Annotated in this window: 27 protein-coding genes and 1 pseudogene; 17 read left to right on the forward strand and 11 right to left on the reverse strand. The window is 39.7% G+C overall.

The genetic code is table 11. The annotated features are described in order from the left end of the window. The coding region (locus ACE01U_RS16450) for an IS3 family transposase (RefSeq protein ID WP_395578955.1) at positions 1-70 on the forward strand (70 nt) is incomplete at its 5' end. An 87-nt stretch (positions 71-157) separates the two neighbouring features. On the opposite strand, the gene ACE01U_RS16455 is transcribed toward ACE01U_RS16450, so the two are convergent. Further along, positions 158-1,027 (reverse strand): DUF2797 domain-containing protein, encoded by an 870-nt coding sequence (locus tag ACE01U_RS16455; RefSeq protein ID WP_110975748.1) that lies wholly within the window; start codon positions 1,025-1,027, stop codon positions 158-160. Between the two features lie 34 nt (positions 1,028-1,061). Here ACE01U_RS16455 and ACE01U_RS16460 point away from each other — a divergent pair, with 34 nt between their 5' ends. Next, entirely contained in the window at positions 1,062-1,529 is a 468-nt protein-coding gene (locus ACE01U_RS16460) for a DUF6231 family protein (RefSeq protein WP_086209201.1), read from the forward strand. Between the two features lie 102 nt (positions 1,530-1,631). Then, on the forward strand, positions 1,632-2,252 hold the full coding sequence (locus ACE01U_RS16465) for a YidB family protein (protein WP_119065053.1): 621 nt from the start codon (positions 1,632-1,634) through the stop codon (positions 2,250-2,252). Between the two features lie 104 nt (positions 2,253-2,356). On the opposite strand, the gene ACE01U_RS16470 is transcribed toward ACE01U_RS16465, so the two are convergent. The 5 genes from ACE01U_RS16470 to ACE01U_RS16490 form a co-directional block, all read right to left on the reverse strand. After that, positions 2,357-3,409: a porin gene (locus tag ACE01U_RS16470; protein ID WP_086209199.1), complete on the reverse strand. Its 1,053-nt coding sequence runs from the start codon at positions 3,407-3,409 to the stop codon at positions 2,357-2,359. Between the two features lie 271 nt (positions 3,410-3,680). Further along, positions 3,681-4,094 carry an HIT family protein gene (locus ACE01U_RS16475; RefSeq protein WP_086209162.1) on the reverse strand — a complete coding sequence of 138 codons (414 nt, stop codon included), beginning with the start codon at positions 4,092-4,094 and terminating at the stop codon, positions 3,681-3,683. A gap of 31 nt (positions 4,095-4,125) precedes the next feature. After that, entirely contained in the window at positions 4,126-4,395 is a 270-nt protein-coding gene (locus ACE01U_RS16480; protein ID WP_078426548.1) for a YARHG domain-containing protein, read from the reverse strand. Between the two features lie 83 nt (positions 4,396-4,478). Then, positions 4,479-5,351, reverse strand: coding sequence for an NAD(P)-dependent oxidoreductase (locus tag ACE01U_RS16485; protein WP_086209163.1), 873 nt, complete (start codon positions 5,349-5,351; stop codon positions 4,479-4,481). A gap of 15 nt (positions 5,352-5,366) precedes the next feature. Then, positions 5,367-6,437: an alpha/beta fold hydrolase gene (locus ACE01U_RS16490; RefSeq protein ID WP_395579967.1), complete on the reverse strand. Its 1,071-nt coding sequence runs from the start codon at positions 6,435-6,437 to the stop codon at positions 5,367-5,369. Between the two features lie 142 nt (positions 6,438-6,579). Here ACE01U_RS16490 and ACE01U_RS16495 point away from each other — a divergent pair, with 142 nt between their 5' ends. The 10 genes from ACE01U_RS16495 to ACE01U_RS16540 all read left to right on the forward strand — a co-directional run bounded on the left by ACE01U_RS16495 (position 6,580) and on the right by ACE01U_RS16540 (position 15,360). Then, positions 6,580-7,767 (forward strand): O-succinylhomoserine sulfhydrylase, encoded by a 1,188-nt coding sequence (locus tag ACE01U_RS16495; protein ID WP_086209165.1) that lies wholly within the window; start codon positions 6,580-6,582, stop codon positions 7,765-7,767. A 27-nt stretch (positions 7,768-7,794) separates the two neighbouring features. Beyond that, positions 7,795-8,124, forward strand: coding sequence for a YbaB/EbfC family nucleoid-associated protein (locus ACE01U_RS16500; protein WP_004984648.1), 330 nt, complete (start codon positions 7,795-7,797; stop codon positions 8,122-8,124). Positions 8,125-8,140: 16 nt separating this feature from the next. Beyond that, on the forward strand, positions 8,141-8,737 hold the full coding sequence (gene recR, locus ACE01U_RS16505; protein WP_086209166.1) for a recombination mediator RecR: 597 nt from the start codon (positions 8,141-8,143) through the stop codon (positions 8,735-8,737). Between the two features lie 203 nt (positions 8,738-8,940). Then, positions 8,941-10,083 (forward strand): ribonuclease D, encoded by a 1,143-nt coding sequence (locus tag ACE01U_RS16510; RefSeq protein ID WP_395579968.1) that lies wholly within the window; start codon positions 8,941-8,943, stop codon positions 10,081-10,083. A 129-nt stretch (positions 10,084-10,212) separates the two neighbouring features. Further along, positions 10,213-10,521, forward strand: a complete 309-nt coding sequence (locus ACE01U_RS16515) for a YcgL domain-containing protein (protein WP_086209168.1) — start codon at positions 10,213-10,215, stop codon at positions 10,519-10,521. A gap of 22 nt (positions 10,522-10,543) precedes the next feature. Next, complete coding sequence (locus ACE01U_RS16520) at positions 10,544-10,927, forward strand: hypothetical protein (RefSeq protein ID WP_119065058.1); 384 nt, start codon at positions 10,544-10,546, stop codon at positions 10,925-10,927. 24 nt (positions 10,928-10,951) lie between these two features. Beyond that, positions 10,952-11,803 carry an AAA family ATPase gene (locus ACE01U_RS16525; RefSeq protein WP_058869668.1) on the forward strand — a complete coding sequence of 284 codons (852 nt, stop codon included), beginning with the start codon at positions 10,952-10,954 and terminating at the stop codon, positions 11,801-11,803. Between the two features lie 13 nt (positions 11,804-11,816). Continuing rightward, the gene (locus ACE01U_RS16530) at positions 11,817-13,004 is read left to right on the forward strand and encodes a vWA domain-containing protein (protein WP_086209170.1); all 1,188 of its coding nucleotides are present in this window, start codon (positions 11,817-11,819) and stop codon (positions 13,002-13,004) included. A 40-nt stretch (positions 13,005-13,044) separates the two neighbouring features. Continuing rightward, the gene (trpB, locus tag ACE01U_RS16535; protein WP_086209171.1) at positions 13,045-14,253 is read left to right on the forward strand and encodes a tryptophan synthase subunit beta; all 1,209 of its coding nucleotides are present in this window, start codon (positions 13,045-13,047) and stop codon (positions 14,251-14,253) included. Positions 14,254-14,412: 159 nt separating this feature from the next. Continuing rightward, on the forward strand, positions 14,413-15,360 hold the full coding sequence (locus tag ACE01U_RS16540) for an IS30 family transposase (protein WP_395579969.1): 948 nt from the start codon (positions 14,413-14,415) through the stop codon (positions 15,358-15,360). Positions 15,361-15,407: 47 nt separating this feature from the next. Here ACE01U_RS16540 and ACE01U_RS16545 read toward each other — a convergent pair whose 3' ends face one another. The 3 genes from ACE01U_RS16545 to ACE01U_RS16555 all read right to left on the reverse strand — a co-directional run bounded on the left by ACE01U_RS16545 (position 15,408) and on the right by ACE01U_RS16555 (position 16,727). Continuing rightward, entirely contained in the window at positions 15,408-15,839 is a 432-nt protein-coding gene (locus ACE01U_RS16545) for a CBS domain-containing protein (RefSeq protein ID WP_110975742.1), read from the reverse strand. A 132-nt stretch (positions 15,840-15,971) separates the two neighbouring features. After that, entirely contained in the window at positions 15,972-16,352 is a 381-nt protein-coding gene (locus ACE01U_RS16550) for a DUF2750 domain-containing protein (protein WP_395579970.1), read from the reverse strand. A gap of 141 nt (positions 16,353-16,493) precedes the next feature. Then, positions 16,494-16,727: an SEL1-like repeat protein gene (locus tag ACE01U_RS16555; RefSeq protein ID WP_004697075.1), complete on the reverse strand. Its 234-nt coding sequence runs from the start codon at positions 16,725-16,727 to the stop codon at positions 16,494-16,496. Between the two features lie 217 nt (positions 16,728-16,944). Between ACE01U_RS16555 and ACE01U_RS16560 the strand changes: the two genes are divergently transcribed. Both ACE01U_RS16560 and ACE01U_RS16565 read left to right on the forward strand, forming a co-directional pair. Then, entirely contained in the window at positions 16,945-17,304 is a 360-nt protein-coding gene (locus ACE01U_RS16560; RefSeq protein ID WP_086209174.1) for a hypothetical protein, read from the forward strand. 130 nt (positions 17,305-17,434) lie between these two features. Next, a complete protein-coding gene (locus tag ACE01U_RS16565) occupies positions 17,435-17,758 on the forward strand; it encodes a hypothetical protein (protein ID WP_110975740.1) in 324 nt (107 codons plus the stop codon). Here ACE01U_RS16565 and ACE01U_RS16570 read toward each other — a convergent pair. Both ACE01U_RS16570 and ACE01U_RS16575 read right to left on the reverse strand, forming a co-directional pair. Continuing rightward, positions 17,682-19,262, reverse strand: a complete 1,581-nt coding sequence (locus ACE01U_RS16570; RefSeq protein WP_395579971.1) for a M16 family metallopeptidase — start codon at positions 19,260-19,262, stop codon at positions 17,682-17,684. The two genes, ACE01U_RS16565 and ACE01U_RS16570, sit on opposite strands and share 77 nt — an antisense overlap. Before the next feature lie 11 nt (positions 19,263-19,273). Next, the gene (locus ACE01U_RS16575) at positions 19,274-20,653 is read right to left on the reverse strand and encodes a M16 family metallopeptidase (RefSeq protein WP_395579972.1); all 1,380 of its coding nucleotides are present in this window, start codon (positions 20,651-20,653) and stop codon (positions 19,274-19,276) included. A gap of 190 nt (positions 20,654-20,843) precedes the next feature. On the opposite strand from ACE01U_RS16575, the gene ftsY reads away from it, so the two are divergent. Both ftsY and ACE01U_RS16585 read left to right on the forward strand, forming a co-directional pair. Beyond that, positions 20,844-21,950, forward strand: coding sequence for a signal recognition particle-docking protein FtsY (gene ftsY, locus ACE01U_RS16580; RefSeq protein WP_291375280.1), 1,107 nt, complete (start codon positions 20,844-20,846; stop codon positions 21,948-21,950). A gap of 167 nt (positions 21,951-22,117) precedes the next feature. Continuing rightward, positions 22,118-22,276: pseudogene (locus ACE01U_RS16585) on the forward strand (nitroreductase family protein); the annotation flags it as partial. Positions 22,277-22,391: the final 115 nt, after the last annotated feature.

Consider the following 22,391-nt stretch of genomic DNA (forward strand, 5'->3'; position numbering starts at 1 on the left):
AAGAATCAAGGTTAAATTAAAAGGATTGAGTCCCGTACAGTACAGAACTCAGTCCTTAAAAGCTGCTTAATTAATTCGTCCAACTTTATGGGGTCAGATCACATGGGAGGTTTTTTTATATCTAAAGGGAAGTAATTCGCCTTAGGGAGAAGTACGCTTAAGCACGGATTTTGAGCTCATAGCCTGAATATTTACGTATGTTAATTACGCCAGTATCCAAAATTAGGTACTGACCTTTGATGCCTTGCAATTTGCCACGAATGACTGGAGTTTTATCTAGGTTGTGAGATTTGATTTTCTCTGGATATTGCTCAACTGGATAAACAAATTCACGTGGTAATTCGGTTTCCAAAATTTCGACCGTTTCATTGAACTCAAGATTCTGACTAAATTCATCTCGAATGGTTTGGATTTTAGGTGAAAACTCTTCGAGCAATTGTTCACGGACTTCAATCAAGTTTAATGGGTCAGCTTCACCCTTGAGTAATTTACGCCAATCGGTTTTGTCTGCAACCTGCGTTCCAAACATGATTTCGAGCTGACCTGAAAGGCGACGTGAGCCTACTTTCATAATGGGTAGTGCTTGAGTGGCTCCTTGATCAAGCCAACGGGTTGGCATTTGGCTAATCCGGGTAATACCAACTTTTAGTGCGCTTGAGTTCGCCAAATAGACGATATGTGGTTGAAAACATACTTCATGGGCAAAGCTATCTTCGCGACAAGTCCCTAAATGATAATGGCAGGTTTCTGGCTTCATGATACACATGTCACAAGAGGCCTTAGTTTTGAAACACTTGAAGCAATGACCTTGTGAAAAAGATTTAGACGTTTTAGCACCGCACGAGACACAGAAGATTTTACCAGTCCATTCGATTTCGATTTCTTGACCTAAGTTAAAAGGAAGGTCAACTTCTGAACGATCTAAAATAAATTTATATTCAACATTTGCCTTGTGTGTATGTTGATCAGTTACACTAAGGTCCTTAAGACCTGCATGCATTTTATGGCAAATGCCTTGAAGTTCCATACAGAATTACTCACTTAATATTAAGGATGCGGTTATGGCTGAACTGAACGTCATTACTTCTATGCTAGACGATTTATCTCAAGAACAGCCTATTTCAACTGCATTATGCATTGGGCAAAATCTTAGCCCAGATCATCATCAATCTATTCAATGGCAATATTTTAGCGTATCTGATTTTTTAAGTCTGCCTTTTACACAGCGCTATGACTTGGGTTTCGTGCTTTTGGATACAATTGAAATGCAAAATGTGAATGAGCAACAAAAATCACAAGTATTGGTGCGTTTAAGAGATTTGATGGCAAAGCGGATTGTGGTGGTCAGTCAGTTACAAGATGAGCAACTGTTACGTGCTTTGGGCTTTACTCAACTCATAGATAAAACAACTCACGAACAAGACTTTGCGTTATGGCAGTTTAATATTTTAACTTATAAGCATGTGCCAGATTGGTTTAATTCAAAATTTTGGGCGAACCCTGAAAACTGGAACAAATTTCGTTGGTAGTAGGACGTATATGACTTGAGTCATAGCAAAAATTAACAATTTATCCGTGTAGGCTCCATTTAAACATCGTATGCTGTTTTAAAACTTACAAAGGATAAAACGATGACGAACCTTAATAATATTATAGAAATCTTGGCTAAGCAGGCTATGGGAGGGCAGCAACAGTCAAACCAACAAGGCGGTTTGGGTGGAATTTTGGGCTCTGTATTGGGACAACTTGGAACAAATACATCAGGGCAATCATCACAGGGTGGTTTGGGTGATATTTTAGGTTCGGTGTTGGGTGGTTTAACTGGTGCGCAGTCACAACAAACGTCAAATGCTCAGAACTCTGGGTTTTCAGGTGGTGGAAAAAGTTTATTGATCGCTGTATTGCCTTTGATTTTGGGGTGGATTCAACAGCAAGGTGGTTTACAAGCGGCTTTAGATAAGCTCAAAGGGCAAGGCTTAAGCAGTCAAGTGGATGATTGGGTATCGACTGGCTCAGGAGAAAATGCCAGCGTAAATCCAGAACAGGTACAGAACCTGTTTAATGATGCTGATGTAGAACAGGTTGCACAACAAGTCAATGCGCCTAAACAAGATGTATATAGTGCTATTTCACAAGTTTTACCGCAGATCATTGATTCTTTAACCCCTCAGGCAGGACAAACTAATCCACAAGAGGCCAATGCAGATATCCAACAGGTATTGAATTTAGTTTCGGGTTTCTTAAAGCGCTAAATTCATAATAAAAAAGCCATTCTATGATGGCTTTTTTATTGTTTAAAATTCTAAATTAAAAAACACGCCGAAGCGTGTTTTTTTAATTTTTTGGACTGCTTAACTTAGAAGTCGTAACGCATACCGAGAGAAAGTCCAAGGCTATTTTCACCTGCGACACCACTTACGCTGTTTGTGCGACCTTCTTTCCATGGTGTTAAGTTCGACTTGTCATCATTGATTACAGTTGCTAAGTTGCCGTAGACGCGTACTGCTTTGTCTAGACGGTGCTCAAGGCCAACAGCGAGTAATGTTGAGTTTGCATCATCAGCATCAACATCACGGTAGAATACTTCGCCACGGACTAAAGTTTTTGGTGCAAATTTATATTCACCAGCTACACCGAATACTTGCGTGTCAGGGTTTGCATCAGAGTTGTCATGTTGAAGAAATTGGTACATACCACCTAAGTTAAAATCAGGTGTGATTTTATATGCGCCAGCAATACGGAAACCATCACGTTCGCCACTTGTTGCTTCTTCTTCATAGTGTTCGTATGCAGCAGCGAAGTCTACGTTGCCTTCTTTATAAGTTAAAGCTAAGTCGTATGCTTTATCTTTGTCTTTAGAGCCATTTTTTGTAGCATCTGGGCTATTCGCTTCGTGAAGTGAAAGAGCACCTAATACATTAAAGCCATTGCCAAATTTAGGTGACTTATATTCGATGGTATTTGCATTACGCTCATCAAACTTCAAGTTGCCTACACGTGTTACGTTTCGTACATCACCAACCATGTCGCCGAAGAAGTTAACTGGACCACGTGCTGCTTTGAATGGGCTGTCAAATCGACCTACACGTGCTTGACCGAAGTTACCTTTTAAGCCAACGAAAGTATCACGTGTTGCAAATTCAAGATCACTATTTGCTGAACCGCTCGCAAAGTTAATTTCTTGTTCAATTTGACCGAATACAGTCATGCCGTTTTCAAGTTCTTGCTCAGCTTTGAAACCTAGACGTGAAGAGTTTGAAGAAATACCAACTTCGTTGTAGTCAGCACCATCATCAAGATAGTCTAAAGAAACATGCGCACGGCCATAAATTTTTACGTCAGCAGCCATTGTTAAAGCTGGTGTAAGTAATGTTGCCCCAACTGCTAATGCGCAAAGTGTTTTTTTCATGTGTAGCTCCAAGAAAGACTTTTTGTTGATTCGTCTATAAAAGGTTATTCAGTCGTCTTTTATCCATCAGACTTCTGTCTCTTGGCGCTCATTATTGATTACAAATAAGTCATTAATATTAAAGAAATATTACAAAAATATTAAACAACTTAAAGTCAAAGGCATTTCGGCGATAAATTGTTAAAGTGTGGTTTTGAGTTTTATGTGGTTGATATTAATTATTTTTAGATATCAAAAAAGGAGCCGAAGCTCCTTGATTTGATCTGAAAAATTACAAAGCGGCTCGAATTTTTTCTGCTTGCGCTTTGATTTTTTCTTGATCACCCATTTGTAGGGCGTGCTTACCGAGCTCATGCACAGAACTTGGGATAAGGTGGAAGTGTACATGCGGAACGGTTTGTCCAGCCGCAGGGCCAGATAATTGCATAAGAACAATACCTTTTGCATCTAAACCAACTTCTATGGCTTTTGCAACTTTTTGCACAACTTGAATGGTGTAGGCTGCGGCATCGGCAGGCAGATCAAGCAGTGTCACAGCAGGTGTTTTGGGGATCACTAAGGTGTGACCATCTGCTTGAGGCATAATATCCATAAAAGCAAGGACTTGGTCATCTTCATATACTTTAATGGCTGGAAGTTCACCACGTAAAATTCGTGCAAAAATGTTTTGCTCATCGTAAGCCATGTCTATTCCTTAAATTTTACTTAAACTGAATTTACTTACAGTTTAATTCTTTTTGACGCTCTTTGATGGCATCAAGGCGTTGTTGCTCTTTTTCAGAGAACTTTGGTTTGGTAGTGTAGCAATTGTCATTGCCAAATTTTGCTTTCGCCTCAGGATCTTTAAAGCAGAATCCTTTAGATGCATAAATGACATCATGATCATCTTTTAATTTTTGACACTCTTGCTCAGGTGATGCTGCAAAACTTTGCGCCCCGATGAATGTTGCAAGACTGGCAAAAACCGCTACAGTCAACTTTTTCATGAGAATTTCCTCAGTTTGTAACATTGTATGTAGTCACATTACTACTTTATAAGGGTTGGTTTTGTTTATTCAATGGTGAGTTCTTACTCAATTGTAATTTTGCTCCATGTTTCGTACATTTTTATGGCAGAAGAAAAGTCACGGTCTGCTTCAGATAAATCGCTGGCGGCCTGAATCAAGCTTTGTGCTAGTCCAATTATTGGCGCAGATAGTTTGGCTTCGCGAACTAAGTCAACGGCAATACCTGTATCTTTGGCCAATAAAGGCAGTGCAAAAGTTAGAGGAAAACTACGGTTTAGGATTCGTTGTGGTAAAACTGTTTCGGTCACACCACTTTTACCACTCGATGCATTAATACAGTCTAAGGCTTCATTTAAGTTGACCCCATGGGCTTTTAAGGTGGTGAAACCTTCTGCAACGGAACATAGATTGACTGCCAGAAGCATATTGTTTACAGCTTTGACTGCAAAACCTGCACCAGATTCGCCTACATGTTTAATCAGTTTGCCAAATGCCTGTATGGCAGGTAGTGCACGCTCAAATGCTGTAGCCTCACCGCCAATCATGACAGTAAGGGTTGCATTATCTGCACCAATGGTTTGGCCGCTGACTGGTGCATCTAAAAAATCTACACCTTGTAGTTTGAGTTGTTCAGCTACTTTTTTTGCAGAAGACGGTACACCGCTGGTGCAATCGACCCAAATGCTACCAGATTTAAGCTGTACTTGATCAAGTAATTCTTCAATGTCTTGGCTGGTAGGAAGGCATGAGAAAACTACATCGGCTTGTACTGCTTTTGCAAGGTCTACAGCTTGAGTGCCATAAGCTTCAGCATGTTGCTTTGCTTTCTCAAAATTGCGATTCCATACCCAAACTTGTTCAAAGTGTTTGGGTAAGTGTGATGCCATGCGATACCCCATCGCGCCTAGACCGATAAATGCAACTGACTGAATCATGTCAAACCTTAGTATTTAAATATTAGTTGAACGTTCACTTAACCACTGAGCCAGTTTTGGCCAAAATTCATCGGCACTACGTTGACTTGACATCAGTCCTAAATGTCCACCTGGGATGAGAGTAAACGTGACATCAGTACTACTTGTCAATTGGGTGAGTGGTTTAGCGGCTTCTGTAGTAACTAATTGGTCTGTTGTGCCTGCGGCAACAAGCAATGAGCACTGTATATTTTTTAAAGCTATGCTTTTCTTATTTAATGTGATTACTCCTGTTTTGAGTGGATTACGTAGCCAAACATTAAACAACATGTCTTGGTTGATGCCACCAGGATAATCAATCATACGGTTAAGAAAACTACCAATAGTGGCGTGTTCATATAAAGCTTCGTTGTCGTCCAAATTGAGTAACAAGTTTTTGTGGCTTTGAAACCAGCCTATAGGGTCAACCATTTTAAAACCAATCGTATTTAAAACACCTGAGGTGTGAAGTAGACGCTTCGGTATTTTGCCCTGATAAATTTGCTGTTGTAATGTTTTGCTTTTTGAAATGATTCGATTGAGATATGCAAAGAACTGTCCATTTCGCCCAGATTTATAGCTGTCAATTGGGCTACCCAATACCATTAAATTTTTCACGAAATTGGGCTGATGTAGAGCAGTATATAAGCTCACAAATATACCTGCCATACTCCAGCCGTGTAGTGAAATTTGATCACTTTGACTATGTTTTAAAATGCTTTGAATGCATAGCGGGATGTAATGATCAATAAAGGTTAAAAAATTAAAATGACGATTACGGAAACTTAATTTGCCCCAGTCAATTACATACACAGCAAAACCCTGCTGTTGGAAATACTTAACCAAAGAACGATAGGGGTAAAGGTCATAAATGGACATATTGATGGCGAGAGGAACCACGAAAACCAGAGGTTCTTTGTACTTGCGAACTTCTGGGGCGTAATAGCGAATTTGAGTCAGGTCAAATGTTTCAATCACTTCATAGGGCGTATTTTGTGACAGAACGAGTGACTTCCCTTTAAAAATGCGCGTGGACAGATTATTTATTTTAGTTTTTAAGTTCTGCATAGGGTTGATATCTCAAATAAGTAGAAAGTTTGATCGAAGTCTAATCAATATTTGCGTATTTTACCTTGACCTTAAATAGCCTAGACGCTCAAAATGTTGGCAATTCTTTATAAAGGCAGTCTTTGGACTGAAACACAGAGAAATGAGCCAATACGACGACATCGAATACCAATTAGACACTTTAGCGATTCGTACCGGTCACACACGTACTTTTGAAGGGGAACATAGTGAGCCAATTTTCCTAACATCTTCTTTCGTTTGTGAAAATGCGGCAGATGCAGCAGCTAAATTTTCAGGACAAATTGAGGGGAATACATACTCACGTTATACCAACCCAACGGTACAAGCATTTGAAAAGCGTTTAGCTATATTAGATGGTGCTGAGCGCGCAGTAGCAACCAGTTCGGGTATGGCCGCAGTACATGCAGTGACGTTGGCTTATTTAAAAGCGGGTGATCATGTCGTGTGTTCACGGGCTGTATTTGGTTCGATTATTTCGCTGTTTGAAAAATATGTCATCAAATTTGGTGTCGATGTTACATTCGTAGATTTGGAAGATTTAGACGGCTGGAAACAAGCGATTCGTCCAAATACACGTCTTTTATTTATTGAAACACCGTCGAACCCATTGGCTCAAGTGGGTGATATGCAGGCAATTGCTGATATTGCTCATGCACATAATGCTTTATTTGCAGTCGATAATACATTCTGTACTCCAATCTTACAGCAACCCATTAAGTTTGGTGCTGACCTGATCATTTATTCATCAACGAAATATATTGATGGTCAAGGTCGTGCTTTAGGTGGGGCCGTTGTAGGTAAAGATAAATTGGTTGAAGAAATTAACGGTGTTATTCGTACACTGGGTAATTCTATGAGCCCATTTAATGCATGGATCTTCTTAAAGGGTTTAGAAACTTTAAGCTTACGGATGAAAGCACATTGTGCCAGTGCGCAAAAGTTAGCAGAATGGCTCGATGCACATCCAAAAGTTGAAAAAGTGTATTACGCTGGTTTACCAAACCATGAGGGACATGAGCTAGCAAAGAAACAGCAGTCTGGTTTTGGTGGCGTGGTTTCTTTTGTAGTGACAGGTGAGCGTGAGGGGGCTTGGACAGTCATTGACAATACTCGTTTCTTATCAATTACCAGTAACTTAGGGGATGTAAAATCTACGATTACGCATCCTGCAACGACGTCTCATGGCAGAATGTCGGCTGAGGCAAAACAGGCAGCGGGTATTAGTGAAGGTTTAATTCGGGTATCTGTTGGTTTAGAAGACATTGATGATATTATTCGCGATATCGCACGTGGTTTAGACTTAATCTAATTTTTAATTTTATGTTCGGAGATTTTAATGAACATTAATATGCTTATGCAGCAAGCACAACGCATGCAAAAAGACATGGAAAGCAATATCAAGAAAGCCAAAGAAGAGCTTGCACAAACAGAAGTGCATGCCGAAGCAGGTGGTGGTTTGGTGAAAGTGACGATGACTTGCCGCAATGTCGTAAAGCGTATCGAAATCAATCCTGAATTATTGCAAGATGATGCAGATATGATTGAAGACTTAATTGCTGCTGCAATGAATGATGCTGCACGTCAAGCAGAAGCAATCACTGAAGAGCGCATGAAAGCTGCAAACTCTGGCGCAGGCTTGCCACCAGGTCTTGCAGGTTTATTCTAATAAAGGAATACCTATAGTGTTTAGTGATCGTTTCGATCAATTGGTACAAGCTTTACGCATTTTGCCAAGTGTTGGGCCGAAGTCGGCTCAACGCATGGCGCTTCACTTGATTATGAAAAATCGTGAAGGCGCAATCGGTCTTGCACATGCTTTAAATGAAGCCACGAGCTATATTCATGAATGTAGCTTGTGTCACTCTCTGACGGAAAATGAAGTCTGTGATATTTGTGTCTCGCATGAGCGTGATGATCAATTGCTCTGTGTGGTTGAGTCACCAGCAGATGTGATGGCAATTGAACAAAGTGGCAGTTTTCGCGGTAAATACCATGTATTAGGAGGGCATTTATCTCCACTTGATGGTATTGGGCCTGAAGAAATTGGTATTCCGTATCTGATTCAGCGTTTAAGCGATGGCAAAGTAACGGAAGTAATTTTGGCGACCAATGCAACTGTTGAGGGGCAAGCTACAGCACACTATTTGGTGGAGGCAACGAAGCATTTGCCTATTCAAATGACCCGTATCGCACAAGGCGTACCACAGGGTGGTGAACTTGAATATGTCGATAGTCATACTTTAAGCCAAGCTGTACATAACAGAATGCGAATGAAATAAGTATTTCGATACTTGTTTCATTTTTTATTTTGATACGAAAAATGCTTTAGTAAGATAAAAAAAATATTAATTTGAGTTTGGTTGTATAAAAAAATCACAAAAAACGGCAAATAATTAAAAAACCAATAGAAATCTTGATAGCTAAATGATCTTATTCAGGTAAGATAACCCAAAAGAGCATCTAGCATTAGACGCAGTAGGATATGTTTCAATTTATTCAGCATCAACAAGACCTTATTCCAGTCTTAGAAAAAATGGATCGTAACGCAGTCTATGGACTCGATACAGAATTCATAAAAGTCGACACCTTATGGCCAAAGTTGGGTGTATTCCAAATCAATGTCGCAAATGATATTTATTTACTCGATGGGACAACACTCGATTTAACTGAATTTTGGAATAAACTTTTTCGCGCACAGCAAAATGTCTTTCATGCCTGTAGTGAAGATATCGACCTGATTTATCATTATGCGCAGCATAAAACCTTAAACAACGTATTTGATACTCAAGTTGGCATGTCGTTTTTAGGACATGGCTTACAGGTTAGCTATCAAAATGCATTGAAGCAAATGTTGGATGTCGACATTGATAAAGGGGAGACCCGTTCGAATTGGTTGGCACGCCCACTCAGCCCTGCACAACTCAGCTATGCTGCAAATGACGTGCTGTATTTGATGAATCTTTCAGAAAAAGTTAAACAAGAACTAAATTCAAAGTCACTCCTCAACTTTGCTCTCGAGGACTGTCAGCATCTAACGCAAGAAATTGCGACAGAAACACCTTTGCATTTACTCTATCAAGATATTGGTAACTATCGACATTCACGTCGTCAGTTAATGCAGTTGCAACAGTTGGCAGTATGGCGTGAACAGATGGTAAAAGCACTTAATACGCCACGTAGTTTTATTTTAAAGAACTCAACCATGATTGATCTGGTTGAGAAGAATCCGAAAAATGCTTTCCAGTTATCAGGCGTTAAAGATATACGTCCAAACATTGTGAGAGAACATGGTAAAACCATTTTAGATCTGGTGAAGTTTTTACCTGAGCAAGCGGATTGGCCACTACGCATGGCACGACCAATTCGACATTCCTCAAAAGATGTTGGTGAAAAAATTGATCACTTAATTCAAAATGTCGTGGATGAGACCACGATTCCTAAAGAAGTGCTGATGCGCAAAAAGTGGATGAATGCCTTACATCAGCATGTGGTTTTTCATAATGATGAACAAGATTTGCCTGACTACTTATTGGGCTGGCGTTATGAACTATTGACTCAGCCTTTGATTCAACTATTGCGCCGTGATGAAAGTTATCTTTCTACCCAAATGAAAGTCATGGATTAATAATTAGTCAATTGGTCTCAAGTTTAGATATTTATACAAAATCACGACTGATGCGTTAATCATGACTAATGTCAGTTGCTTTTATTTGATGTATCCTGTGGCTTGAGTTATTTGAGTGCTGTTTTAGATATGCAATGTTCTATTTATAAATCGAGTAAAAAAGATGAAATGTATCTTTATATTGCTCGTCCAACTGAAGCTGATCAAGCAGTTGAATCGTTTAGCCCATTGAATGTTTTGCCTGAAGCTGTTCGTGGTGCATTTGGTCGCGCAAGTTTTGTGATGGATCTTGAATTGAGTGAAGCACGTAAATTAGCACGTGTAAATGTATTGCATGTCATGGACTCAATCCAAACTCAAGGCTTCTTTTTACAAATGCCTCCAGAAGGATTGATTAATCCGAACGCAGTAGAACCAGAAGGCCTCCGTGGCGCATAAAGTATAATTCAGGAGTTGTACAGTGGATAGTTTTCTTTCAATACTTGATTCAATTCCTGAAGACAGCATCGCTGTCACAGTATATCTTTTAGGCAGTCTGCTAATTTTGTGGTGTTGGTATTCCATTGCCACACGCCTGCCTAAGCTGTTGGGTGGCATTACATGGATGATGATCTTTGCCATTTTATTGACACCAACAGTTTCTGAAGGTCCCAATGCAGCAATTGCACCTGCCATTTTTGGTTTGTTATTTGGTGTGTTAACTAAAGACTCACCACTCATTTGGTCTAATTTGTCATTGATTCTGTTTGTCATGGGTGTGGGGCTTGTGATCGGTTTCTTTTGGTCAAAATATGTGGCAAATAAAACCAAAGCAGTTGTCCGTAACCCTCATTCACCACTGTAATTAATAAAAAAATAAGGTTTAATCATGTCTGTTGAAACGCAACAATTTACGGGTACGGATCAGTACATCGCTACCGATAGTTTAAAACTTGCTGTAAAAGCTGCACGTAGCTTACAAAAGCCTTTATTGGTTAAAGGTGAGCCAGGTACGGGTAAAACTTTACTGGCAGAACAAGTGGCTGAAAGCTTAGGCTTAAAATTGTTGACTTGGCACATCAAGTCAACCACAAAAGCTCAGCAAGGTTTATATGAATATGATGCGGTTTCGCGTTTGCGTGATAGCCAATTGGGTGACGACCGTGTTTATGACATTAAAAACTATATTAAACCGGGTAAATTGTGGGAAGCGTTCACCAGTGAAGAACGCTGTGTTTTATTGATTGATGAAATTGATAAGGCAGATATTGAGTTTCCAAATGACCTATTACATGAATTGGACAAGATGTCTTTTTATGTATATGAGACGGGCGAAACTATTACAGCATCACAGCGTCCAATTGTGATTATTACTTCAAATAATGAAAAAGAACTACCTGATGCATTTTTGCGCCGTTGTTTTTTTCACTATATTGAATTTCCAGACGAAGCGACTATGCGTGAAATTATTGATGTACATTTCCCGCAAGTTTCAACGGCTTTGGTCAATGAGGCTTTGCAAATTTTCTTCAAATTACGTCAAGTTCCAGGTCTAAAAAAACCACCATCAACCTCTGAGTTGATTGACTGGTTAAGCTTGCTGATGGCAGATGACATGCCAGAAGATGTATTGCGTAATCATGACAAATCCAAAGCAATTCCGCCTTTGTATGGTGCGCTCATTAAAAACGAACAAGATGTGCAGTTGCTTGAACGTTTAGCCTTTATGTCGCGTCGTTAAAGGAGAAACACGCATGTTTGTGCGCTTGTTTTATACCTTACGTAAATACGGTGTTCCTGTCTCAACACGTGAACTAATTGATCTAAATGAGGCTGTCGCTTCAGGTTTAGTCTTTGCCGATCAAGACGAATTTTATCAACTCGCCAAAACCATTATGGTGAAGGATGAACGCTTCTTTGATAAATTTGACCGAGGCATGAAGGACTATTTTGATGGCATTTCAACTTTTGATTTGGATGATTTACTCAATAAAGTCCAACAGCTCCCTAAAGATTGGTTTGATTTAGAACTCTTAGAAAAACATTTAACTCCAGAGCAGCGTGAAGAGTTAAAAAAAGCGGGTTCATTAGAAGAACTGATGAAAATGCTGGAAGAACGTCTACGGGAACAGCATAAAAAACATCAGGGTGGAAACAAAATGATTGGCACAGGAGGAACCTCTCCTTTTGGTGCTTATGGTGATCATCCTGAAGGGGTGCGTATTGGCGGGCCGGGACGTAAACGTTCTGCTGTAAAAGTTTGGGAACAACGCAAATATCAGAACTTGGATGATGAGCAGATTCTCGGTACTCGGCAAATGCAAATGGCACTGCGACGTTTGCGCAAGTTTGCGAGACAAGGGGCTGCTGAAGAGTTGGACATTAACGGCACGATTCGTGAAACGGCGAAGCAAGGCATACTTGATGTGCAACTTGTACCAGAGCGCCGTAATCGTATTAAAGTCTTAATGTTATTTGATGTGGGTGGGTCGATGGATTCACACATTGCTCAATGCGAGAAACTTTTTAGTGCAGCGAAAACTGAGTTTAAAACTTTAGAATATTTCTATTTCCATAACTGTTTATATGACTATGTGTGGAAAGATAATGTTCGTCGTTCTACTACGCGCATGAATACATGGGATTTATTCAATACTTATGGACGCGACTATCGTGTGATTGTGGTGGGAGATGCTTCAATGGCACCCTATGAGCTCAATTCAGTTGGTGGTTCGGTTGAGTACATGAATGATGAGGCAGGAAGTGTTTGGCTACACCGCCTACGCAATCATTTTGAGAAAACTGCATGGTTAAATCCAGAAGAAGATCGTTATTGGCATTACACCCATACGATTGGTTTAATTAAGCAAATTTTTGAAGATCATATGTACCCAATGACTTTAAAAGGCGTTGAGGATATGACTAAGTATTTAGCTCGCTAACTGACTGATATAAAGCAAATTTAAAAAATAGGATCGTCAAATGGATCATCAAATAAACGGTATTGCTTTGCCCAACACAGAGGGCTTTTTTGGGGCTTATGGTGGACAGTTTATTCCTCCACATTTGAAAGAGGCAATGGACGAGATTAATGTTGCCTACACAAAAATCCGTGAAACTTTGGCATTCCAAACCGAGCTTGCTGATCTTTTTTCGCACTATGTTGGTCGTCCAAGTCCTTTGTTTTATGCGAAACGCTTATCTGAACAGTTGGGTGGGGCACAGATTTACCTCAAACGTGAAGACTTAAACCACACAGGCGCACATAAAATTAATCACTGTTTGGGTGAAGCGCTACTTGCAAAATATATGGGCAAAACCAAAGTTATTGCAGAAACGGGTGCAGGACAACACGGCGTTGCACTAGCAACAGCCTGTGCTTTGGTGGGTATTCCATGTGAAATCCACATGGGGCAGGTCGATATTGAAAAAGAACATCCCAATGTCGTCAAGATGAAAATTCTCGGTGCAACACTTATTTCAGTAACACGTGGTACTGCAACCCTCAAAGATGCAGTAGATAGTGCTTTTGAAGAGTATTTAAAAGACCCAACCAATTATATTTATGCTATTGGTTCTGTTGTAGGACCGCATCCATTTCCAATGATGGTGCGTGATTTCCAGTCGATTATTGGTAAAGAAATTAAAGAGCAAACGCATGAGCGTTTTGGTTCAAACCCTGATTATGTAGTCGCGTGCGTGGGTGGTGGCTCGAATGCTATTGGAGCTTTCACAGCATTTTTAAACGATGCAGATGTGAAATTGATTGGTGTAGAGCCTGCTGGTCATGGTTTGGATACCGATATGCACTCAGCAACCTTAACTTTAGGGAAGCCAAGTCAAATTCATGGTATGGCATGTTATGTCCTTGAAGATGAGCAGGGTGAACCGTTACCAGTACATTCCATCGCTTCAGGTCTCGACTATCCTGGTGTTGGTCCACAGCATAGTCTGCTGAAAGATTTAGGTCGTGTTGAATACACCACTGCGACTGATCAAGAATGTCTAGATGCATTTATGCGCTTGTCTCGTGTTGAAGGGATTGTTCCTGCACTTGAAAGCTCACATGCAGTGGCATGGGTACTTCGTGAAGCGCCAAAGCTCAGTAAAGATTTAAAAATTGTGGTCAATATTTCTGGTCGTGGTGACAAAGATGCAGACTATGTTGCAGCTAAATTGGGCTTAAATTGAGTTAAAGCTGATAATAGGTTTGTATAAAAAATCCCTGCTTAACGCAGGGATTTTTTATTTCTTAGATTCTCAAATGAAGTGCAACAGAGATTAAATTATTGGAAAGAAGCAAGATGAGCTAGCATTTTGCTTCCGACCGACCAAAGTCAAAGTTGCATCATGAACTATACTCATCTTACCCAAGAAGAACGATATCAGATTTATACATTGTTACGTGAAGGTTTTTCTAAACGTTATATCGCTTGGAGACTGAATCGTTCACCTTCAACCATTTCTAGAGAAATCAAACGTAATCGAGCTAGAAATGGCTATTTCGCTAAACATGCCAATAAAGTAGCTCGAAGACGACATTGTCCTAATCCTAAAAGAATCCCTTGTGAAATGTGGGCACATGTCATCTCTTATCTTGATCTTCAATGGAATCCTGAACAGATTGCTTCTCATGTTCCAGTCAGTTTGCATTCAATTTATCGCTTTATACGACAGGATAAAAACAATGGCGGTACACTCTTTCATCACCTACGTTTCAGAAATCAAAGAAAGAGGAAATACGGCTCTCCTGAAACCCGTGGTCAGCTGAGTAATCGTAAAAGCATTCATGATAGACCTATCGAGATTGAGCGGCGGAATCGCTTTGGTGATCTGGAAATAGATACGATTGTTGGTAAGAACCATCAGCAATCATTGGTCTCTATTGTGGATCGGAAGACAGGTTATTTATGGCTGAAAAAGTGTAGCTCACGCAAGGCAGAGGAAATTTGCCAAACAACTATCAGCCTTCTTAAGCCAATCAAAGATCAGCTAAAGACTATTACCGCAGATAATGGTAAGGAGTTTAGTCTGCATAAGTATGTTGCTCAAGAATTAGAACTAGACTGGTATTTTGCTGATTCTTATAGCGCTTGGCAACGATGCACGAATGAAAATACAAATGGTTTAATCAGACAATACATTAAAAAAGGCAGTAATTTAAATGCCTATACGGATGAATATATCTCAGAAATCACTCAACGTTTAAATCATCGCCCAAGAAAAAGACTCAGCTTTAAAAGTCCGAGTCAGGTATTATGGCAACAACATGGTGTTGCACTTCAAATGCTAATCTAAGTTTTAAATTATTGTTTTATAGTTTTTTTCCAATATAAAGCTTAGAGCTAACCTGAAATATATTGCTGGAGTTGATCAATCAGTTTCTTTTGGTCATCCATCGCGGCTTTAACCAAATCTCCAATAGAAATAAAGCCGATTAAGATACCTTCTTCAACCACAGGCAAATGACGTAAATGACGGTCAGTCATAAGATCTAAGCATTCTTCGACAGTTACCGAGGTTGTGACGGTCAGCACTTTTGCTGTCATAATTTCCTTGACGGTAGTTTGTTTTGAACTACGTTCCATCAACATGACTTTGCGCATGTAATCGCGTTCAGACAATATACCAACCACTTGTTGTTCATGAGTGACCACAACCGCACCAATACCTTTATCTGCCATAAGTGAAATTGCTTCAAATACTGTAGCATCAGGGCTAATGGTGAAAATATCTTTATGTACTTTATCATGTAAGACTTGAGCGACATTGGTCATAGGATATATCCTTTTGTTGTGGTTATTGTTTTATATTTAAATTAACGCGAATTTTAAAAAAAGCAAATACTTTGCAGTCATTTCTGCCAACAAGATAAACAACTTCTCTGTGTTTATCTTTTAGGATCAGAACTAAGCTGGCAATAAAATACTGTCATTAAAGAAAAAGTGACGCATTTGAGACGTACTGAGTTTAATACGTTTTGTACCATTACATAGCGCAGGTGTGACTTTTAAGCGTGACAGAGTAGGCATTAAAGCGCTTTGAAAATCATGCGGGGTAATTTTTTTAGGCACATAGTTTGGCCAGTGAAGTTGAGCATATTGGTGCGCATGTAAACCATTGAGCCAGAAAGGGAAAACATAGTCATCATGATCCGAAGTCATCGCCCAGCCTTGTTGTTCGGGGTGGTAAAGTCCCCATAGGATACCGCAGTACATCATGCCTCTTAAAATGTTAATTTTTAAATATAAATGATTTGAAATAGGTTGTAGTTTCAAAATTTTGTACATAGCCTTATGTCGTGTAAGAAACATGAGCCCATTTTAAATAAATAAGATGAAAGTTCAGTGTAAGCTTTGCATTACTATGTAAATAAATATGTCATTTCAAAATGTTAGGTTCAAAAAAAACGCCACCTAAGTGACGTTTTATTATGCTTTCATGGTGGCAAGTTGTTGCCAATATTGTGCTTTAAGCGAGTCGCGTTCTACGCGGAAACCTTGGTAATAAAGCTCAGCTAAAAATAGGGCAGCTTTACCGTGACCAGCACGAGCAACGCTTTCTAACTGTTGTACCGCTTCGACAAAGTTCATTTGTGATTGAATGGTGTTTACTGCATCCGCATACGCATGTTCTAGGTCATGATGAGAGATTTGTTGAATCATATTAAGCTCCTTATTCTAATTATGATCACTTAAAGGTATTTTTACCTTTAGATATAAATATCACGCTAATGTTAAATATTTATTACAAATTGCTTGAATTGTCAAATATATTGTCACTTATACTTTATATATTACAGTTTACATGATTAAACAATGAACAGTCAAAAGATTGAATATGATAATAAAACAGGAAACTGTAATTTATAAGGAGAATAACATGACAAAGACATTAGACGGTTTTGAATTTGATATGCCTCCAACTGTTTCGCAAATTGTCGCATTGGCACAGTATCACCGCACACAATTAGATGAAGCAGTTTTCCATCAAGAAATTCATCTCGGGGATTTTTGTTTGGCACAGCGTAAAAGAGTATACGATTTCACAAGACAGCTTGATGAAAATCAACGGGTTGATTTTTATGAAACCTACAATGGCGAACTGGTACGAATTGCAGATGATGACCCAGCTCATCCTTCTGATGCAGAAAATGGCGTAGGGGCTTTCGCCATTGTCATTGCATTGGTTGTGATTGCCTTGGTCCTTTATTTCGCAGTGATTCGTAGCATTGTTAGCTAAGCTTCATGTTTGGAAACAAGATGACTTGCTGAAATTATGTTCTCTTTAACCATTAATGGGGATATTTTTCAGCATTTCAACTTGTGATTCTGCAATTCGCTACTTACACTAGTTCAACTAGAGGTAGGTTATGCATATTGCGATCCAAAAAATTTTTAAACTAAAAACACAGATTACACTGGTACAAATCTATAATGGTCTCATGTTATTGATCATTCTGGTCATTCTGCTGATATCTAGCTTCGCTTTGTCTCGACCTATTTCTCCAACCCAATTTGAAAATGTCCGTCGTTTGTCGCATCAAGCTGTTTTCCCAGAAACTCAAGAGATGGCGCAAAGCCTTATTCAGGAAACCCGCATTACTTATATTGATTATTTTAGATTAATGCAGGCTCATCAGTTTGAGCAGAGTCGGGCAAAGCAGCTTCCGGCATTGGCTCCAGAGGTTCAATAATTGCAGGAATCTGATCAGGATGAGGCATGCTTTGCTTGATATTGGGATCAAGATTTAGCTCTAAAATATGTCTAAGTTGAACTTTGTCTAAGCTCTTACTTACAATAACTAGGGTAAGCTTTTCAGGGTGCAAGTGTTTACGTATCGCATTTTGAACATCTGTTGGGCTAATCTCGGCGAGACGTTTCGGATAGTCAGACAAATAGTTAATATTTTGATGATAAAAACCCATAGAACCCAGTTGGGCATTGATATTGGCATTACTACTAAAGCTATTGGGTAAGCTACGTAACATACCAGCTTTGGTTTCTTCGAGTTGCTGTGCGTCGATGGGTTGGTGAACAAAGTCGACCAGTGCTTTATGCGCTACTTGGATACTGTCCATCAGCTGATCTTGTTGGGTTGAATAGCTCAAGCTAAAGCTCCCAGCGGCCTGACTAAATGTAAAACTACTGTTTGCACTATAGGTATAGCCTCGTTTAACGCGAAGTTCTTTCATTAAGACTGAATTAAATCCGCCACCACCAAACATGCGGTTAGCCAGTTCGAGTGCTAGGCGGTCAGGGTCATCACGTGTGGTGGAGAGGTGTCCCATCGTGACGTGAGCTTGTGCTGAATTAAATACAATATGTTGAATATCAAAGTCTGATTTGTCTTGTGGAACGGCAAGTGTTTTTGCAGTTTCTCCTTGCGGAAGTGCGGCACTGATTCGTTCAGCCAGTTTCTGGGCTTGTTTTACGCTGAGTTGGCCTGTAAGGGCTATGTTCATATTTTTGCTGACCAAGAATTCATCACGAAACTTTTTTAAATGTTGTGTACTAATTTTTTTAATGCTGCCATTGGTACCAGTAATCGGTTCTGCATAGGGGTGCGAACCATATAATGCACGGTAAAAGCGAATACTCATCAAACGACTTGGGCTTTCTTTGAGTTGTTTTTGTCCTACTTGAGTATTACTCACCATTAAGTGAATACTATTGTTTTTGAAGGTGGAATCTTTTAGGACTTCAAGCATGGTGTTGACAGCTGCATCAAGCTTCTTTGGGTCAGATAGAGAACGCAGTCGAACCACAAACATGTCTCGATGTGCAGCCATACTAAAACGTGCGCCGACGTGTTCAAAGGTGTTGGCAATCTCTACAGCATCATGTTGAGTTGTACCTTCATCCATCAACTGCGCCGCCATATTTGCTACGCCATAAAGTCCTTTTTCGACTTCTATATCCCGTGCAGAACCTGCATTAAAGGTGAGTTGAATATCTACCATTGGAAGGGCTGGTGATTCGACGAATAAACTTCGAACTTTGTATTTATTTTTTAGCTCGTGGACATGCGGCGCTGTGTAGAGTTCAGCTGTTTTGACTTGTTTTAGGCTTTGTAATGACGAAATAGACTGTAATGAATTTGGATCATCATTGGTTATAGGATTTGTATTGATTTCTGCAATTACATTGGTCGTACAAAAGGCAGACAATGCAAGAAATAAAAGCTTAGACTTTGACATATTATTCTCCATCATTTTTCTGCCTGAGTTTCTGGTTGGAGGTATAAGGTGCTTAAGTTATTTTTTATAAAAGACGTTTGGCTGACTCGTTGAATGTCTTCTGGCGTGATGGCCTCATAACGCTGTGGAAGTTGATCCATTATGCGGTAATCAATACCGTTTACCGCTAAATTTCCGATCAGTTTGGCTTGCCCGACTATGTCATCTTGGCCATAAATAAGATTGGCAACAAATCGTGTGCTAATACGTTCTAATTCTTTAGGATTAACAAGTTCTGTTTTGAGTAGGTCAATTTCTTGCTCTATGGCTTTTTGTAGTTCGGGCAGTGTTACGCCATTTACAGGTAGTGCTGAGATGGTGAATAAACTGTCACCACGGTTATAGGGGTCATAGCTCACGCTGAGTGCGGTAGCCAGCTTTTTGTCACGAACAAGGCGCTGTTGCAACCTGGAACTGACTCCGCTATCTAATAAGCTGCGAATGAGTGTGAGCGCGTAAACGTCTTCTGAATTGGTTGTTGTTGCAAGCGATTTTACATTCCAAGCCATATATAAATTGGGCACTTCAACATTGCTATACTGTTCCATGTGACGGTAGCCAATGTTTTCAAACTCAGTCACATCATTGCGTACAGGTGTAGGCTGACTTTTGATATCGCCAAGGTATTTTTGAACTTGTCTAAGGGCAGATTCTGCATTGACATCACCCACGATCACCAAGATCGCATTATTGGGGCTATACCATTTTTGATACCACTGTTTAACATCATCTAGAGTGATATTTTGCAAGTGTTTCATGTGTCCGATGACGGGTTGACGATAATGGCTAGTTGGGTAAGAAATCCATTTGAAACGTTCAAACGCGAGTGAACGTGGGTTGTCATCGGTACGTAGGCGTCGTTCTTCCATCACCACTTTAATTTCAGGGTCAAAGTCTTGTTGGCGTAGCAGAAGATTGTTCATGCGATCGGCTTCTAGCTCTAAAGCCATGGGGAAGTATGTTTTTGGATAAAGCTGATAGTAATTGGTGTAGTTGGTAAATGTGGCCGCATTGACATTGCCACCATAGATACGACTCAAGCGACTGAATTCGTCGTTCGGCACTTTAGATGTTCCTTTAAACATCATATGTTCTAGTACATGAGAGATACCTGTTGTATTTCCTGACTCATCAGTGCTACCGACTTTGTACCAAATTTGGGTCATGACCATTGGGGAGCGATGATCTTCACGGATAATCACCTGTAAGCCATTGCTTAAAGTAGTTTCAAAACTGCTGCGAGTAAGCTCACTACGTATTTGTGCATAGCTTGTTATAGGTAAACAAAGTAGAGTTAAACCCAGTGCAACTAAATTTTTTTTATAAGAATGCGTGACTAATAAGTGATGCATATAAAATTGGGGCTCAGGTTGAAGTGAAAGCATTTCAATAAATAACCATTCTTAAGAAAAATGCGAAGTAGATCAAGCACCAGAAGTATTGATTTGTTAAGTGTTTACATAAAGTATTGTTACTAAGCGAAAGCCTATCTTTTATGGTAGAATCCGTCTTTTTTAACGCAGTGCTTTTCAAGGATTCGGCATGCAACAGCAATCTAATGAGCAGAACAAATTTTTGATTGATGCTGATATCGGGGATGACGATGTCACATTACCAAGTTTACCTGTGGTCAATGTGCCAATCGTTGAAACAAAAGAGCAAACAGTTGTTAGTCCAGTTGTGGTTGCTGAAACAAGCTCAGAAGAAGCAGAGGCGTCTGCAAAAGGCGGTTTCTTTAGCCGTATGAAAGAAGGGTTAACCAAAACCCGTAAAAACCTTGCTGATGGTATGGTCAATATTTTGATCGGAGGTAAGGAGATTGATGATGAACTGCTTGAAGAAGTTGAAGAGCAACTTTTAGTTGCAGACATTGGTGTTGATGCAACGAAAACCATCATTACTAACTTAACTGAACGTACTGCACGTGGTGATTTAATTTATTCGCACTCGCTCTATAAAGCGCTTCAAGAAGAGTTGGTAGCGTTACTCGCGCCGCGTGTTAAACCTTTGCATATTGACCCAAACAAAACACCGTATGTGATTTTGGTGGTGGGTGTAAACGGTGTAGGTAAAACCACAACTATTGGTAAATTGGCAAAGCGTTTACAAGGTGAAGGCAAAAAAGTGATGCTTGCTGCGGGGGATACTTTCCGTGCGGCGGCGACCGAGCAGCTTCAAATTTGGGGCGAGCGCAATAATATTGCCGTAGTTGCACAAGGTCATGGTGCTGACAGTGCTTCTGTCATTTTCGATGCGTTTGAAAGTGCACGTGCCAAAGGGATTGATGTTTTAATTGCAGATACCGCAGGCCGTTTACATAACAAAGGTCATCTCATGCAAGAGTTGACCAAAGTAAAACGTGTCATGCAAAAAATTGATGCAACTGCGCCACATGAAGTTATGTTGGTGGTTGATGCAGGAACAGGTCAAAATGCGATTAATCAAGTAGAAATGTTTGATGAGGCGGTTGGTTTGACAGGTCTAACGATTACCAAACTCGACGGCACTGCGAAAGGCGGTGTGCTGTTTAATATTGCCAGTCGTACGCATGTTCCAATTCGTTTCATTGGCGTGGGTGAGAAAATTGACGACTTACGCCCTTTCTCTGCAAAATCCTTTGTTGCTGCTTTGTTTGAAACAGAGAAATAAGCTTGAACAACACTATTTTTAAAGTGTTAGATCAGTCACATAAACTCCGCTAAATGCGGAGTTTATTTTTTTATTTAATTTGTTTGTTTTAAAAACAAACATTTAGGAATCACATAGTAAATATAAGTAATTCTCCTGCGATTACACTAACGCCTAACACAATAGGCATCACTGTACATTTTGGGGAACACGGTATGGCTTTATTACATAAAATTGGACAAGTTTTAACAAAGGATTTAACCAAAGGCTTAAAATTTAAAAAAAATCACGAAGAAGACCTAAAACAAACCACATTTATCGATCAACTAAAAAAGCGCCGTAGTATCACTGCTGTCCCATAGTTAGACTTAAATAAAAAAACCTGAGTCCAAAGTAGTTAAAATATAAGTGCGAACAAACACTTCAACTACAAGGATTCAGGTTTTGTCACATCAGAATACT

Origin of the sequence: Acinetobacter halobius, from assembly GCF_044130335.1 — a bacterium.
Lineage (GTDB): Bacteria > Pseudomonadota > Gammaproteobacteria > Pseudomonadales > Moraxellaceae > Acinetobacter.

Coding starts and splice junctions, on each gene's coding strand:
- ACE01U_RS16455 (WP_110975748.1), bottom strand. CDS start 1,027: ATGGAACTTCAAGGCATTTGCCATAAAATGCATGCAGGTCTTAAGGAC.
- ACE01U_RS16460 (WP_086209201.1), top strand. CDS start 1,062: ATGGCTGAACTGAACGTCATTACTTCTATGCTAGACGATTTATCTCAA.
- ACE01U_RS16465 (WP_119065053.1), top strand. CDS start 1,632: ATGACGAACCTTAATAATATTATAGAAATCTTGGCTAAGCAGGCTATG.
- ACE01U_RS16470 (WP_086209199.1), bottom strand. CDS start 3,409: ATGAAAAAAACACTTTGCGCATTAGCAGTTGGGGCAACATTACTTACA.
- ACE01U_RS16475 (WP_086209162.1), bottom strand. CDS start 4,094: ATGGCTTACGATGAGCAAAACATTTTTGCACGAATTTTACGTGGTGAA.
- ACE01U_RS16480 (WP_078426548.1), bottom strand. CDS start 4,395: ATGAAAAAGTTGACTGTAGCGGTTTTTGCCAGTCTTGCAACATTCATC.
- ACE01U_RS16485 (WP_086209163.1), bottom strand. CDS start 5,351: ATGATTCAGTCAGTTGCATTTATCGGTCTAGGCGCGATGGGGTATCGC.
- ACE01U_RS16490 (WP_395579967.1), bottom strand. CDS start 6,437: ATGCAGAACTTAAAAACTAAAATAAATAATCTGTCCACGCGCATTTTT.
- ACE01U_RS16495 (WP_086209165.1), top strand. CDS start 6,580: ATGAGCCAATACGACGACATCGAATACCAATTAGACACTTTAGCGATT.
- ACE01U_RS16500 (WP_004984648.1), top strand. CDS start 7,795: ATGAACATTAATATGCTTATGCAGCAAGCACAACGCATGCAAAAAGAC.
- ACE01U_RS16510 (WP_395579968.1), top strand. CDS start 8,941: ATGTTTCAATTTATTCAGCATCAACAAGACCTTATTCCAGTCTTAGAA.
- ACE01U_RS16515 (WP_086209168.1), top strand. CDS start 10,213: ATGCAATGTTCTATTTATAAATCGAGTAAAAAAGATGAAATGTATCTT.
- ACE01U_RS16525 (WP_058869668.1), top strand. CDS start 10,952: ATGTCTGTTGAAACGCAACAATTTACGGGTACGGATCAGTACATCGCT.
- ACE01U_RS16530 (WP_086209170.1), top strand. CDS start 11,817: ATGTTTGTGCGCTTGTTTTATACCTTACGTAAATACGGTGTTCCTGTC.
- trpB (WP_086209171.1), top strand. CDS start 13,045: ATGGATCATCAAATAAACGGTATTGCTTTGCCCAACACAGAGGGCTTT.
- ACE01U_RS16540 (WP_395579969.1), top strand. CDS start 14,413: ATGAACTATACTCATCTTACCCAAGAAGAACGATATCAGATTTATACA.
- ACE01U_RS16545 (WP_110975742.1), bottom strand. CDS start 15,839: ATGACCAATGTCGCTCAAGTCTTACATGATAAAGTACATAAAGATATT.
- ACE01U_RS16550 (WP_395579970.1), bottom strand. CDS start 16,352: ATGTACAAAATTTTGAAACTACAACCTATTTCAAATCATTTATATTTA.
- ACE01U_RS16555 (WP_004697075.1), bottom strand. CDS start 16,727: ATGATTCAACAAATCTCTCATCATGACCTAGAACATGCGTATGCGGAT.
- ACE01U_RS16560 (WP_086209174.1), top strand. CDS start 16,945: ATGACAAAGACATTAGACGGTTTTGAATTTGATATGCCTCCAACTGTT.
- ACE01U_RS16565 (WP_110975740.1), top strand. CDS start 17,435: ATGCATATTGCGATCCAAAAAATTTTTAAACTAAAAACACAGATTACA.
- ACE01U_RS16570 (WP_395579971.1), bottom strand. CDS start 19,262: ATGTCAAAGTCTAAGCTTTTATTTCTTGCATTGTCTGCCTTTTGTACG.
- ACE01U_RS16575 (WP_395579972.1), bottom strand. CDS start 20,653: ATGCATCACTTATTAGTCACGCATTCTTATAAAAAAAATTTAGTTGCA.
- ftsY (WP_291375280.1), top strand. CDS start 20,844: ATGCAACAGCAATCTAATGAGCAGAACAAATTTTTGATTGATGCTGAT.